Source organism: Acetoanaerobium noterae, assembly GCF_900168025.1.
Lineage (GTDB): Bacteria > Bacillota > Clostridia > Peptostreptococcales > Filifactoraceae > Acetoanaerobium > Acetoanaerobium noterae.
Map to the genome: position 1 here is coordinate 59,895 of NZ_FUYN01000006.1, position 12,726 is coordinate 72,620.

A 12,726-nucleotide genomic window follows, 5' to 3' on the forward strand; every position below is an offset into this window, starting at 1 on the left:
GGGGAATTTTATGAGACTGGATTTATCTAAAAAAATTGCTTTATCAGTAGCTATATTAATAATTATAGTAGCTTCAGGACTTGGGATTTCGTCTTTTAAACTTAGCTCGGATTCACTTACTTCACAAGCAGAAAAATCACTAGTTGACACAACAGATATAAATTCAATAAGAATAAAAGATGCAGTAGCTGCTAGAATCAATCTCTTACAAGAGCTTGCAAATCGAGCAAGAACTCAAACAATGGATATAAGCATCCAACGTGAATCATTAAAAAGTGACATTGAAAGATTAGGCTATTTGGATTTTGCTGTAGTTACGCCAGATGGCACAGCTACATATATTTTAGGTGAAAATACTGCTGATTTGAGCGATAGAGATTATGTAAAAAAAGCTCTTTCAGGTGAGGCCAATCTATCAGATGTAATTATCAGTAAAGTTACAGGAGAAGCCGTGCTTATGTACGCTGTTCCTATTAAAGTCGAAGACAAAATAGTTGGAGCTTTGCTTGGTAGAAGAGATGGTAATGCTTTAAGCGAGCTTACTGATACAATGGGCTTCGGCGAAAACGGCTATGCTTATATTATGAATACTGACGGAACTACTGTAGCTCATCCAAATCGAGAAAATGTAATGAATCAAGTCAATCCAATAGAAGCAGCTAAGGAAAATAAAGCATTTTCATCTTTAGCAGAGCTTCTCACTAAAGTGCTTGAAGATAGTCATGGAATAGGAACCTATGAGTACAACGGAAAAACCTGGTACTCTGCTTATGATGCTATTGACGGAACAAACTGGATTTTGATTCAAAATGCAGATAAAGCTGAGGTTTTAGAAGGTCTTTCTGCTCTCACCAAGCTTATTCTAATCACAACATTTTTTTGCTTATTGCTAGGAGTAGTTTTCGCTTTTCTTCTTGGAAAATCTATTGCTAGGCCGATAAAAGGATTGTCTGAGGATATACTAAAAATCTCAAACTACGATTTATCAATTAACGATACTAGTAATATAAATAAATATATTAAAAATACAGATGAGGTAGGAATAATAGCAAGCTCGCTTTCAGAAATGCAGAAAAATTTAATAGAATTAATACAAAATATAAATGAAAGTGCACAAAATGTTGCGTCTTCATCAGAAGAGCTAACCGCCACAAGTCAGCAATCTGCAACTGCCGCAGAAGAGGTTGCTAGAACTATAGAGGAGATTGCGAACGGTGCAAGCGACCAAGCTAGCGAAACAGAAAAAGGCGCTTACAATGTAGATGAACTTGGCAATCTCATAAACAGTGATATATCTCTAATAGAGAATTTGAATCAATCTGCCCAAACTGTAGAAGCTCTTAAGAATCAAGGATTTGAAGTTCTGTCAGAGCTTACTGAAAAAACCAACTCAGTATCTATATCTGCTAAAGAAATACAAGAGGTCATCAACACCACGAATACAAATGCTCAGAGTATATCAGCTGCAAGTGAGATGATTCAAAACATTGCAGATCAAACTAATCTACTCGCTCTTAACGCTGCTATTGAAGCTGCAAGAGCTGGAGAAGCCGGAAGAGGCTTTGCAGTAGTAGTTGCTGATGAAATAAGAAAATTAGCAGAGCAATCTACTAACTTTACTTCTGAGATTTCTAACATAATAAATTCTCTTACAAGCCAAACGGATTTTGCCGTATCAAAAATTCAAGAAGTCGGTCACATAGTTGATATGCAAAATGAAAGTCTTCAAAAAACCAATACTCAATTTGATGGCATAGCAAAAGCAATAGACAATGTCAAAACTATAGTTGACCATCTCAATAAATCAAGTGCCACAATGAATGTGAAAAAAGACCAGATAATTGCAATCATTGAAAATTTATCTGCAATATCTGAGGAAAATGCTGCATCAACTCAGGAAGCCTCTGCCTCTGTAGAAGAACAAACCGCTGCTATGGAGCAGATTGCTGATGCTAGCGAATCTTTAGCAAAGCTTGCTCAGCAGATGCAAGAAAGTATCTCTATATTTAAATATTAAAACCTTATATTTAAATGTTGGTTCTCAATCAAACCCCAAAATTCCTAAATAGGATTCGGGGTTTTTCTTTATCCATTTTAACAATATTTTTAATTCCTACTTGACAGGTATAGTATAGGTCGTTTATGATAGAAAAAAGTTCGAAAGGAGATTGGATATGAAAGCTCAAAATTTAGTTTCACAAATTAATGCTTTTGCATGTTGCTGTTGTCAAGAGATTACTAAAAAACTTGATAATAGCTTTTTGTGGTGCTAAAATAAGACTTTCCCTAACAATCTACTTATAATAACTTTATTATAATTACGGGCAGTCCTAAGTGGACCTGTCCGTTTTTTTATGCAAAAAAACAAGTAATTTGTTTCTTTTCTGGCCAGAAGAACATTGCTTTAGAATATTTCTGAAGCAAAATCTTGTTTATTAAAAATCAAAATATCATAAATAACAATAAAAATTGGAGGAATTTAAATGAAATCGAATAAATTACCATTAATAATTATCTTAATTGCTGTGGCTTTAGGCTCAATCATGTTTTTTAGTACTAAGGATAAGTCATCAACTGCTAGTGAACCTGCTGAAGTTATAAAGGTTGGTATGAGTGGGTCTTACAAACCTTATACCTATTTGGATGAAAAAGGTGAATTAACAGGCTTTGATGTGGATGTTTGGAAAGAAATCGGAAAAAGAACTGGACATGAAATTGAATTTGTAACAAGCGATTTTAGCGGACTATTTGGAATGCTTGACTCAGCAAAGCTAGACACTATAGCTAATCAAATAACTGTTACACCAGAACGCGAACAAAAATATCTTTTCACTCGTCCTTATGTGTACTATGGAGCTCAACTCATTAGTAAGGATGATAGAAACGACATCGTAGACCTTGAGTCATTAAAAGGCAAAAAAGTTGCAGTGGGTCTAGGAACAAATTACGAAACTATAATTAGAGATTTTGACAAAAACTCTGAGATAGAAATCATTACCTATGACAGCGGTTCAGGTTCATACCAAGATGTTGCCATCGGTCGTGTTGATGCAGCTATGAATGATAGATTGGCTCTTCAATCTGTAATTAACGAATCGGGGCTTCCATTAAAGCTTGCTGGTCCGCCTATCAACGAAATGCAAAATGCCTTTCCTTTTCTTAATAATGAGGAAAACAAAGAATTAGTTGCTCAAATAGACAGTGCAATTGATAGTATGTACGAAGATGGAACTATAAAAGAAATATCTATGAAATATTTTGACATGGATATCACTGAGAAGGTGCTTAATTAATGAACTTTGATTTTAATATACTTTTAAAAGCTTTAGTAGAGCTTCTTTCTGCTCTTCCTATAACACTTTCAGTTGGCTTGCTTGCCATGCTAATTGGACTAGGCTTTGGAATATTCATAGGCATAGTAAGATATTTTAAGCTACCAGGTATAGATTTGATTTTAAGAGGGTATGTATCATTTTTTAGAGGCACTCCGCTGATGATTCAGCTTTTCCTGTTTTTCTTCGGGCTGCCTCAGCTCTTTCCTTCACTAGGAAACATCGGTGCCTTTGAAGCTTCTGTCCTGATTATGTCTATCAACTCTGCTGCATATATAGCAGAGACTACAAGAGCGGCAATATTGTCCGTAGATAAGCTCCAGCAAGATGCTGGACTCTCAGTTGGACTTACACTATGGCAGACTATGCTATACGTCCAGCTACCTCAAGCCCTTAGAGTTGCTATTCCTTCATTTGGAAATACTTTTATCGGAATTATTCAAGGAACTGCACTTACCTTCATGCTGGGTCTTAATGATTTGATGGGACTAGGAAAAATGAAAGCCGCTGTAAACTATAAATTTTTCGAAATATATCTGGCTGTTGGACTTATTTACTGGGCTATCACCTTAATAATAGGCCAAGCAAATAAATATTTAGAAAACCACTATAGCAAAGGGAGGATGGCATAATGCTCAAAATAGAAGCACTAAAAAAATCATATGGCAACAATGTCATAATCTCTGATATGAATTTTGAAATCAAAAAAGGTGAGGTAGTATCCATAATCGGGCCCTCTGGCTCAGGCAAATCTACATTTTTAAAAACTATCAATCAGCTAGTTAAGCCAGATTCAGGCACCATGCACTTTAATGGCTTGATTTATGATATGTCAAACATCGATAGCTCTATTGCCTCTGACCTTAGAAAGCACATCGGCATGGTATTTCAAAATTTCGGTTTGTTTTCTCATCTCACCGCAGCTGATAATATAGCTCTAGGGCTAGAAAAAGCTCATGGCTACAGCAAGAAAGAAGCTCAGAAAAAAGCTTTAGAAATGCTCTTGCTAGTTGGACTAGAGCATAAATCTTCATCTTATCCAAATGAACTATCTGGGGGACAACAGCAAAGAGTAGGGATAGCTAGAGCCCTTTCGTCAAGCCCTGCCCTACTACTTTTTGACGAGCCTACCTCTGCACTAGATCCTGAACTAGTCAGTGAGGTTTTAGCAGTTATAAAGGCTCTTGCAGAGTCTGGTAATACTATGATAATAGTAACTCATGAGATGAGCTTTGCAAAAGAAATATCTGACAGAATAATTTTCATGGACAATGGTCAAATCATTATGAATGACACTCCTGAAAAAGTTTTTTCTGATAATGCTCATCCTAGAGTAAAAGCCTTCACAAGTAGCCTATAGTTTTTTATTGTTAAGAGTAATGAATCCTTTCATGAGAAAAAGTATAAAAAGAAAAGTCGATAAGTAAGGCTGTCTGGTCATAGAAAAAAGAAGAATTGCTAGTATATGCATTCCTACAGATAGCCTTCTTAATACTTTACCCATGCTTTTTGTTTTCTCAAAAAATCTAAGCCCAAGCTCTGCAGCCCCTATTCCAAATAACGAAAGCAGTAAAATGTAGTAGATGGTTTTTAGCCCAACTACCTCTTTGTAATCTATAAGATTTACAGCTCTTATATAATCTCCCTCTGGGTTTCCATAAAACGGCAAAAATATAAAGGCAATAGCGACTAAATCGAGTAGCCCATATATCATTCCTGTGATATTTTCTACATTTTCTTTATTTTCATTTGTTGCAAGCTGTACTAGCTCATCTCCAGAAAGTAAATCATCAATTGATATCTTGAATAAAGCAGAGATGTTTTTTAGCGAATCAATGCTAGGGTAACCCTTGCCACTCTCCCATTTTGAAACAGCTGTCCTAGAAATGTACAGCTGCTCTGCAAGCTGTTCCTGAGTCCAATTATTTTGTTTTCTAAGCTGCTGAAGTTTTTCTCCCAGCTCCATATGACTTCCTCCTAATTTATATTTGAATATATACTCAACAAAAAAGCTTATTATGGCATCGAATATTTCTAAAGGATTTACAATAATATATCACAGTATATGGATTATTTTGTAACAAAAAACCATCAGGCTCTCCTGATGGCAATGTAAACTTCTATACTCCTATGCATTTTGGGGTTTTATAAAGTTTATTGTAGAAAAAATTCCTGCTAAGCAAAGTGCGATAATATAGTAAAATAAAAGCTTGTAATTTCCATGGGCATCTATTAGCATACCAGAAGTTATTACTCCCGTTACTGCGCCTATTCCATATGCTGTAAACACAAGCCCGTAGTTTTGACTATAATGACCTGTTCCGTACATATTCATAGTGGATGCAGGTGCTATAGCAAGCCAGCCTCCAAGGTTAAACCAAAATATTGCAAATCCAATAATATAAACTATAAGGCTACTCTCACCAAATAAGACCATAACAAGAGCTGCTGATATTATCAGTATATATGATAAAAGCATAGCTTTTCTCGGAGATAATCTATCTGTCAGCCATCCAAAAGTAGGTCTTCCCATCCCATTAAATATGGCAAATATAGTCATGAGCATAGTCACTTTTGTTGCAGTGAGTCCCACATATTCAACCCCTATGCTAGTTGTCATTCCTACAAGCATAAGGCCTATGGTCGTCCCTATTATAAAATTTATATAAAGCCCTTTAAAGCTTTTGTCTTTAAGCATTTCCTTCGTCGTATGTCCAGATACCTTTACTGATTTACCCTCTTCTTTAATCTGGGATGAAGCTTCTAGCTCTGGATATTCAAAGAAATACGAAAGAACTGGCAAAAATACTGCAAACCCAGCTCCCAGTATTAAAAATGCCCTAGTTAATCCAACTAGCTCGACTATAGTCCTAGCAAGAGGCGCTGTGATAAGTGGGGATAATCCAAAACCTACAAGCACCAAGCCCACTGCAAAGCCTTTTTTCTCCGGAAACCACCTTGCCACAACCGTCATAGGAACTCCATATGCAATCCCTACTCCTGCTCCACTTATAACTCCATAAGTAAGTGTAAGCACATATATATTAGGTGCAAAGGCAGATAGTATCCAGCCGAGTGCTACTAGTAAGCTTCCAAATATCATTATATTTCTAGGATGAAATCTATCAATAAATCTCCCTGTTACAAACATAAAAAGTGAATAAAAAGCTAATGATGCCATATATGGAAGTCCACTGCTGGTAAAATCTACTTCAAAATAATTCTGTACAGCTAGTCTAAACACACTGTAAGAATAAACTGTTCCAAGCAGCATCATCAAAATAATTCCTAAAATAACATATTTCCATCTTTTACTGTTTGTGCTTTTCTTCAAGTCTAAGCTTATATTTTCTTTCATAAATCTCCTACTTTCTATATTTTTATATTAAAAAAGCCAACAGCAAAGCTCCCTAAAGAACTTTTGCTATTGGCTTACTCTCGACTGATTTAAAAATCTTTCAATTCGTCTTCCAAATTACAAGTTTGCAAGGTAATTATCTATATCTTGATCCACTACGATACCTATGATTTTTTCTCCTGTTTTTGTACTGACATCTGAGTACGTGCTTATTACTTCTACATTGAGAACAGATTTTACTGCTAGTTCTAGTTCCTCTCTAGAGCTTTCAAACAAAGCCGTCCTAACTTTTTTAATTAAATCCACACCTTCCTTAGTCTGTGCAAGATTCTTTTCAGATGTGCTAAGAAACCCCTTGAGTCTTACAATAATTAAATCTTGAAAAATTATGGTTCGTATTTTTTCAGGGCCTCTGCCCATTTGCTCAACTTCAAATTTACTTATTGCTTCGCTTATCTTCGATTCAACTTGTCCTTTTGTCATCAAGCACCCTCCTAAATCAAGCCCTAGGCTTAAGTCTTTTATGAAATCAGTAATCTCTTAAAGAAAGATACATTTTTATATTTTAGCATAGGATTATCCCTTGTATCAACAATATATATTTATTCATATATATATCGAAATTAATCCGTCTAATCTGTAGATTCACATCGAACATTATATTATTTATGGTGATTCACGTTTTGCTATAAATTATAACTGCCTAGAGGTATAATTAAATTATCATCTACTTAAGGAGAACGTAAATGGAAACAGTTTTTGGCCTTGTAATTACCTTTGTCATGCTAATGTTTTCTATATATAAGGGAATATTCATAGGATATCCTCTTCTTATAAGCTTTTTTATATTTGTAATAATATCGCTTCGTAAAGGCTACTCAATAGCAGATATCTCTAAAATGGCTTATGATGGAGGCAAAAAATCCTTTGTCGTATTAAAGATTTTCATTTTAATCGGAGCAATAACTGCAGTATGGATGAGTAGTGGAACAGTTCCCTCAATCGTTTATTATGGAATTAACCTAATGAACCCCAATTATTTTATTTTTTATGCATTTATAATAAGCAGTCTCGTTTCTTTTTTACTTGGAACTTCTCTTGGTACTGTAAGCACAGTAGGACTTGCTCTTATAGTCATGGCAAAAAGTGGCGAAGTAAATACTAGTATTGCCACTGGAGCAATAATTGCAGGAGCATACTTTGGAGATAGGTGCTCTCCTATGTCCTCTAGTGCCAATCTAATCGCCAACCTTACTGAAACAGAGCTTTTTATAAACATAAAAAACATGCTAAAAAGCGCAGTACTTCCTTTTATACTTTCATTGATACTCTATTTTGTAGTATCACTGAGCTCTCCACTTAACACTGCGTCTGGTGGTATTGATAAGGCTATAGTAAAAAGCTTTGATATAAGTATATTGGCGCTTTTGCCTTCTATTATAATCCTTGTACTATCAATATTTAGAGTCAATGTCAAAATTTCTATGTTTTTAAGCATCGCCTTAGCTAGTGTACTTAGCATCTATATCCAAGGTTATAAAATTAATGAGGTGCTCTACTTTATACTTATGGGATTTCATTTGGACTTTGCTAATCCACTTTACCTCATAATAAAAGGTGGGGGCATAATCTCTATGCTAAGACCTGCTATAGTGGTTTTTATTTCATGTAGTCTAGCTGGAATATTTGAAGGTACTAAAACTCTTCAAAGCGTAGAAAAGCTTCTGCTAAAAGCGAACTCAAGAAGTAGCCTATTTTTATATACCACAATTGTGAGCATCCTAACTGCAGCCTTTGGTTCAAATCAATCCATCGCAGCTGTTCTTACTGCTTCACTTATGGATAAAGCATATAAGCAAAATTCCGTAGACAAATACCAGATGGCTCTTGATTTAGAAAACACTGGCATAGTGCTTTCAGCGCTCATTCCTTGGAATCTTGCTGCCTTTGTTCCAACCTCTACTATGGATGTGAGCCCCGTAGGTTTTATCACTTACGCTTTTTATTTATATCTTCTTCCTATAACTAGCTATATGATACTAAGATACAAGAACAAGTAGTGTGTTTTGTTACATAATAAACCAATTTCTTATGACGAAAGGGGTATAAAGCTAATGAAAATAAAATTAAATTTTTTTAAAACTTTTTTCCTATTAATTGTCCTTTTATCTTTTTTGTTTAGTTTTGGATGTACTCAAAAAGAAACCCATATAGAGGGTTTCCTAAAATATGTGTATTCTTTTGAATATAAATCTAACTCTGATTTTTTTGAAGAAATTAACTCTTCAAAAGACTTTCAAGAACTTTCTATATTGTTAGATGAAAAATATCAGTACATGGAAACCTTTTGCACAAAGGAATGTATTGATAGTTTAAAAAGCAATCGTGATCCTATCTCTCTTTGGCAATTTCTAAATGATAATAATCTTGATATGAACGTAAATGGTATTACTATAAAGAAAAAAAGTGATACTTCATTTGATTTTTCAGTGAATATAGATATAAGAAAAAATAATGAAATAATATATTCGTCAGTTCAAAAAGGTCAGATTATTTTAGATGAATACAAAAAAATAGATAATGTATACTTTCAAAATTTAAATAATATATTTGAAATTAACTAGCTTCATCTATAAGCTGTTTTATTTTCTCTTCTAACTTAAGTGGCGAAGTAGCTGAAGCTATCCTATCTACAACATTTCCCTTGGAATCCACAATAAACTTTGTAAAGTTCCACTTTATGTCCTTACCAACTAGTCCTTTTTTAGCATTGGTAAGGTGAACAAATAAAGGATGAGCATTTGGTCCTTTTACGTCCACTTTATCAAACATAGGAAAGGTAACCCCAAAATTAAACGAACAAAAGCTTTTTATCTGAGCAGTATCTCCTGGCTCCTGATTCCCAAACTGGTTGCACGGAAAACCTAAAATTTCAAAATGTTCATTACCTAGCTTCTGATAAAGAGCTTCCAGCTCTTCATATTGAGGTGTAAAGCCTCAGTTGCTTGCAGTGTTTACTATGAGAAGTACTTTACCTTTGAAAGCATCCATAGTTATTTCTTCAAAATCAATAGTTCTAAGCTTAATTTCATAAATTGACATAGTAGTTCCACCTTTCAATAGTTGTCCTAAATTATCCAAATATAGCAATATATATTCTAGTATCAATAATAAATATAGAATTCAATATAAAATCTCATATTTTATTATTTATACCAAATTTATCTCAATATCAACATAAATTTCCATTTCCTAATTATTCCAATTTCAACTTTATAATCGTAGCCCTATCTAACTAAGATAATGTATAATGTATAAAACCCCATATGTTATGGATAAAATTGCAAATTAAATCAAAAACCTTGTTTTATTTACATTGAAATTTAAATAGAAAGGTTGGGAGCCTGATATGAAAAAAGTGTTACTGCTTTTAGCCAATGGCTTTGAAGCTTTTGAAGCTAGTGTGTTTGCTGATGTTATAGGCTGGAACAAACTAGAAGGTGATTTAAATACTGAGCTTTTAACTACTGGACTGCATGAAGAAATAAAATCAACTGTAGGTTTTTCTGTAAAAAGAGAACTAAGTATCAGTGAAATCAATGTAGATGAATTTGATGCTCTTGCAATACCAGGTGGATTTGAAGAAAAAGGCTATTATGATGATGCTTTTCATGAAGATTTTCTAAATCTTATTAATAAATTTCATGAATCAAATAAAATCATAGCTTCAATCTGTGTAGGAGCCCTCCCTATTGCAAAAAGTGGAATTTTAAAAAATAAAAATGCCACAACCTATGGACTAGGTCAAAGCACAAGACAAAAACAGCTTTCTGATTTTGGAGTAAATGTAATACCAGATCAATCTATGGTTGTGGATGGAAACATAATAACTGGCTACAACCCCTCTGCTTCTTTTGAGGTTGCCTTTTATCTTTTAGAACTGCTAACATCCAAAGATAACTGTTCTAAAATCAAAGCTCTTATAGGCTTTAAAAATAACTGAGGAGACTAATATGAAGCAAATAAAAAATATAACCATCCTTCACTTAAATCCTAACAATCAAATCAAAGCTCAATTAGAATCGAATTATAAAGCTTCCTACCCTGAGGCTATTTTTGAAATATATGATTTGTCAGAGTATGATATTAAAAACTGTATAGGTTGCTGGAATTGCTGGGTAAAGACTCCTGGAAGATGCGTTCATAAAGATAAGCTAAGTGAATGCTACTTTGCTATAATAAATAGTGATATCTGTGTGTTTTCTCATGAAGTAAAAAATGGCTTCCTATCTGGAAACTCAAAAACATGTATGGATAGGCTAATCCCATTATTTCATCCTCACATAAAAATAGTAAATAATGAAATGATGCATTATGAACGCTATGCTTCTATGCCTCAAATGCATTACGCCTACAGCCTTGCTCCAAATGAAAAAGAGCTTGCGCAAAGAGAAATCAATTGTTTAGAGGGCTATTTCTTTAGATGCAATGAACATTTCAGAGCTAAAGGAATGATGCACCAGCTAAATGCAGATTCCATAATAAGCTCAAAAGATACAATGACTAGAATAAGTCCAATCATCCCTGAAAAGATGAAAAATATGTCATCTCCTATATCTAGTTCAAGTAAAATTGCTATATACAATGGTTCTCCAAGAAGCACAGCTTCTAATACCACGCTTTTAGTTGAGCAGTTCAAAAAAGGATTACTAATAGAGGGCATCCTTGAAGAGCAAATTGAGGTTCATAACCTAAGCCAAATCTCTAAGCATGAAGAAATTGCATCTAAGTTTTACGATGTGGATTATCATATGTTTATTATGCCTTTATATGTACATAGCATGCCTGGAATAGTAAAGCATTTTATAGATGCTGTAGAATCTAAAACTTCTGATAATAAGAATAACATATCTCCTAAAGTTGGTTTTTTTGTTCAATCTGGCTTCAAGGAAGGCTATCAATCTTTTTATTGCAGAGCAGCACTTGAAACAATTTGTATTCACAACGACTGGATATATAGTGGATGTGGAATCAAAGGAGGGATGGAGGGACTTAGGCTTACTCCAGAAAAAGCAAACGCAAAAATTTATTCTGCTTTTAATGAGCTTGGCTCATATTTTGCCAAAAATGGTTACCTGCCATCTGATATACTGGACGAATTAATCAAGCCAGTGCATCTGACAAAATCTCTTAAGCTTGCTTTTACTCTACTTCCAAATAAGCTAATTCAGCTATACTGGGATAGCCAGATGAAGAAAAACAAAGTAATCGAGCAGTCATATGCTCAGCCATATAAAAAATAAGGATTACATTCATTAAATCAATGTAAATTGTTAATTCTATCTGGAAACCTTGTTTTATTCACCGATAATTTAAAAGACTTTATTCAAGGAAGACTAGCGCCCATGAATAAAGTCTTTGTTTTTATCTCTTTGCTTTAAATGGATATTTCATTAGTCCATGCTCTGTACAGTAGATGTAGAGATTTCCTCTACTTCTCATCATAGGAAGATTAATTTCTGCATTTTGCTCAGGATATAGTCTATGAAGGAGCACTCTTTCATTTTGAACATATGCAATAAATAAAATATAATGCTCCTTAGTCATTGGATGGCCTATACTTATAAAATGCTGCATATCAATTTCTTGAATTGTTACTTCATGCTCATCGTGTTGTGGGACAGGTTTTAGCATTGCTAATTTTCTTCCACAGCAAGAAATTGCCGCTTCTCCAGTACTTATTAAAATATTACTACAACTAGGGCAAACATAGAATTTTACTTTTTCAATTTTTCCTATATCAGGTTTATTCGGCTTGAGTTCTCCTTCTAAAAGCTTAAGAACATCCGCTCCAAGCACTTCTGATAATTCTGTCCAAAGAGTAACATCTGGACATCCCATTCCACATTCCCATTTAGAAACGGTTTTATTACTTATATTTAAGCTATCTGCTACTTGCTTTTGAGTCAGTCCTTTTTCATTTCTAAGCTTTAATATCAATTGTCCTACTTTCTTGCAATCCATCTCTTCACTTCC

Annotated in this window: 13 protein-coding genes; 8 read left to right on the plus strand and 5 right to left on the minus strand. The window is 34.2% G+C overall.

What is annotated here, in order from left to right; all coding sequences use genetic code 11:
• Positions 1 to 10: 10 nt before the first annotated feature.
• The 4 genes from B5X47_RS10990 (at position 11) to B5X47_RS11005 (ending at position 4,692) form a co-directional block, all read left to right on the plus strand.
• Positions 11 to 2,017, plus strand: a complete 2,007-nt coding sequence (locus B5X47_RS10990) for a methyl-accepting chemotaxis protein (RefSeq protein WP_079590196.1) — start codon at positions 11 to 13, stop codon at positions 2,015 to 2,017.
• A 466-nt stretch (positions 2,018 to 2,483) separates the two neighbouring features.
• Positions 2,484 to 3,293, plus strand: coding sequence for an amino acid ABC transporter substrate-binding protein (locus B5X47_RS10995; RefSeq protein WP_200805113.1), 810 nt, complete (start codon positions 2,484 to 2,486; stop codon positions 3,291 to 3,293).
• Complete coding sequence (locus B5X47_RS11000) at positions 3,293 to 3,964, plus strand: amino acid ABC transporter permease (protein WP_079590197.1); 672 nt, start codon at positions 3,293 to 3,295, stop codon at positions 3,962 to 3,964. Before B5X47_RS10995 ends, B5X47_RS11000 begins: the two co-directional genes overlap by 1 nt.
• Positions 3,964 to 4,692, plus strand: a complete 729-nt coding sequence (locus B5X47_RS11005) for an amino acid ABC transporter ATP-binding protein (protein ID WP_079590198.1) — start codon at positions 3,964 to 3,966, stop codon at positions 4,690 to 4,692. The genes B5X47_RS11000 and B5X47_RS11005 overlap by 1 nt, the downstream gene beginning before the upstream one ends.
• On the opposite strand, the gene B5X47_RS11010 is transcribed toward B5X47_RS11005, so the two are convergent.
• The 3 genes from B5X47_RS11010 to B5X47_RS11020 all read right to left on the minus strand — a co-directional run bounded on the left by B5X47_RS11010 (position 4,687) and on the right by B5X47_RS11020 (position 7,173).
• Positions 4,687 to 5,298, minus strand: coding sequence for a helix-turn-helix domain-containing protein (locus tag B5X47_RS11010; protein WP_079590199.1), 612 nt, complete (start codon positions 5,296 to 5,298; stop codon positions 4,687 to 4,689). The genes B5X47_RS11005 and B5X47_RS11010 overlap by 6 nt on opposite strands.
• A 162-nt stretch (positions 5,299 to 5,460) precedes the next feature.
• Positions 5,461 to 6,690, minus strand: a complete 1,230-nt coding sequence (locus B5X47_RS11015; protein ID WP_079590200.1) for an L-lactate MFS transporter — start codon at positions 6,688 to 6,690, stop codon at positions 5,461 to 5,463.
• A gap of 117 nt (positions 6,691 to 6,807) precedes the next feature.
• Complete coding sequence (locus B5X47_RS11020; RefSeq protein WP_013362650.1) at positions 6,808 to 7,173, minus strand: Na-translocating system protein MpsC family protein; 366 nt, start codon at positions 7,171 to 7,173, stop codon at positions 6,808 to 6,810.
• Between the two features lie 263 nt (positions 7,174 to 7,436).
• Between B5X47_RS11020 and B5X47_RS11025 the strand changes: the two genes are divergently transcribed.
• The gene (locus B5X47_RS11025; RefSeq protein WP_079590201.1) at positions 7,437 to 8,750 is read left to right on the plus strand and encodes a Na+/H+ antiporter NhaC family protein; all 1,314 of its coding nucleotides are present in this window, start codon (positions 7,437 to 7,439) and stop codon (positions 8,748 to 8,750) included.
• Between the two features lie 54 nt (positions 8,751 to 8,804).
• Positions 8,805 to 9,314 (plus strand): hypothetical protein, encoded by a 510-nt coding sequence (locus B5X47_RS11030; RefSeq protein ID WP_079590202.1) that lies wholly within the window; start codon positions 8,805 to 8,807, stop codon positions 9,312 to 9,314.
• On the opposite strand, the gene B5X47_RS11035 is transcribed toward B5X47_RS11030, so the two are convergent.
• Positions 9,307 to 9,792: a glutathione peroxidase gene (locus B5X47_RS11035; RefSeq protein ID WP_079590203.1), complete on the minus strand. Its 486-nt coding sequence runs from the start codon at positions 9,790 to 9,792 to the stop codon at positions 9,307 to 9,309. The genes B5X47_RS11030 and B5X47_RS11035 overlap by 8 nt on opposite strands.
• 307 nt (positions 9,793 to 10,099) lie before the next feature.
• Here B5X47_RS11035 and B5X47_RS11040 point away from each other — a divergent pair, with 307 nt between their 5' ends.
• Together B5X47_RS11040 and B5X47_RS11045 are read left to right on the plus strand one after the other, a co-directional pair.
• Positions 10,100 to 10,693 (plus strand): DJ-1/PfpI family protein, encoded by a 594-nt coding sequence (locus tag B5X47_RS11040; RefSeq protein WP_079590204.1) that lies wholly within the window; start codon positions 10,100 to 10,102, stop codon positions 10,691 to 10,693.
• A gap of 10 nt (positions 10,694 to 10,703) precedes the next feature.
• Positions 10,704 to 11,993, plus strand: coding sequence for an NAD(P)H-dependent oxidoreductase (locus tag B5X47_RS11045; RefSeq protein WP_079590205.1), 1,290 nt, complete (start codon positions 10,704 to 10,706; stop codon positions 11,991 to 11,993).
• Between the two features lie 121 nt (positions 11,994 to 12,114).
• Here B5X47_RS11045 and B5X47_RS11050 read toward each other — a convergent pair whose 3' ends face one another.
• Positions 12,115 to 12,714: a helix-turn-helix domain-containing protein gene (locus tag B5X47_RS11050; RefSeq protein ID WP_079590206.1), complete on the minus strand. Its 600-nt coding sequence runs from the start codon at positions 12,712 to 12,714 to the stop codon at positions 12,115 to 12,117.
• Positions 12,715 to 12,726: the final 12 nt, after the last annotated feature.

What these genes read in the sequence shown, in the direction of transcription:
- B5X47_RS10990 (WP_079590196.1), top strand. Translation starts at nt 11, where the DNA reads ATGAGACTGGATTTATCTAAAAAAATTGCTTTATCAGTAGCTATATTA.
- B5X47_RS10995 (WP_200805113.1), top strand. Translation starts at nt 2,484, where the DNA reads ATGAAATCGAATAAATTACCATTAATAATTATCTTAATTGCTGTGGCT.
- B5X47_RS11000 (WP_079590197.1), top strand. Translation starts at nt 3,293, where the DNA reads ATGAACTTTGATTTTAATATACTTTTAAAAGCTTTAGTAGAGCTTCTT.
- B5X47_RS11005 (WP_079590198.1), top strand. Translation starts at nt 3,964, where the DNA reads ATGCTCAAAATAGAAGCACTAAAAAAATCATATGGCAACAATGTCATA.
- B5X47_RS11010 (WP_079590199.1), bottom strand. Translation starts at nt 5,298, where the DNA reads ATGGAGCTGGGAGAAAAACTTCAGCAGCTTAGAAAACAAAATAATTGG.
- B5X47_RS11015 (WP_079590200.1), bottom strand. Translation starts at nt 6,690, where the DNA reads ATGAAAGAAAATATAAGCTTAGACTTGAAGAAAAGCACAAACAGTAAA.
- B5X47_RS11020 (WP_013362650.1), bottom strand. Translation starts at nt 7,173, where the DNA reads ATGACAAAAGGACAAGTTGAATCGAAGATAAGCGAAGCAATAAGTAAA.
- B5X47_RS11025 (WP_079590201.1), top strand. Translation starts at nt 7,437, where the DNA reads ATGGAAACAGTTTTTGGCCTTGTAATTACCTTTGTCATGCTAATGTTT.
- B5X47_RS11030 (WP_079590202.1), top strand. Translation starts at nt 8,805, where the DNA reads ATGAAAATAAAATTAAATTTTTTTAAAACTTTTTTCCTATTAATTGTC.
- B5X47_RS11040 (WP_079590204.1), top strand. Translation starts at nt 10,100, where the DNA reads ATGAAAAAAGTGTTACTGCTTTTAGCCAATGGCTTTGAAGCTTTTGAA.
- B5X47_RS11045 (WP_079590205.1), top strand. Translation starts at nt 10,704, where the DNA reads ATGAAGCAAATAAAAAATATAACCATCCTTCACTTAAATCCTAACAAT.
- B5X47_RS11050 (WP_079590206.1), bottom strand. Translation starts at nt 12,714, where the DNA reads ATGGATTGCAAGAAAGTAGGACAATTGATATTAAAGCTTAGAAATGAA.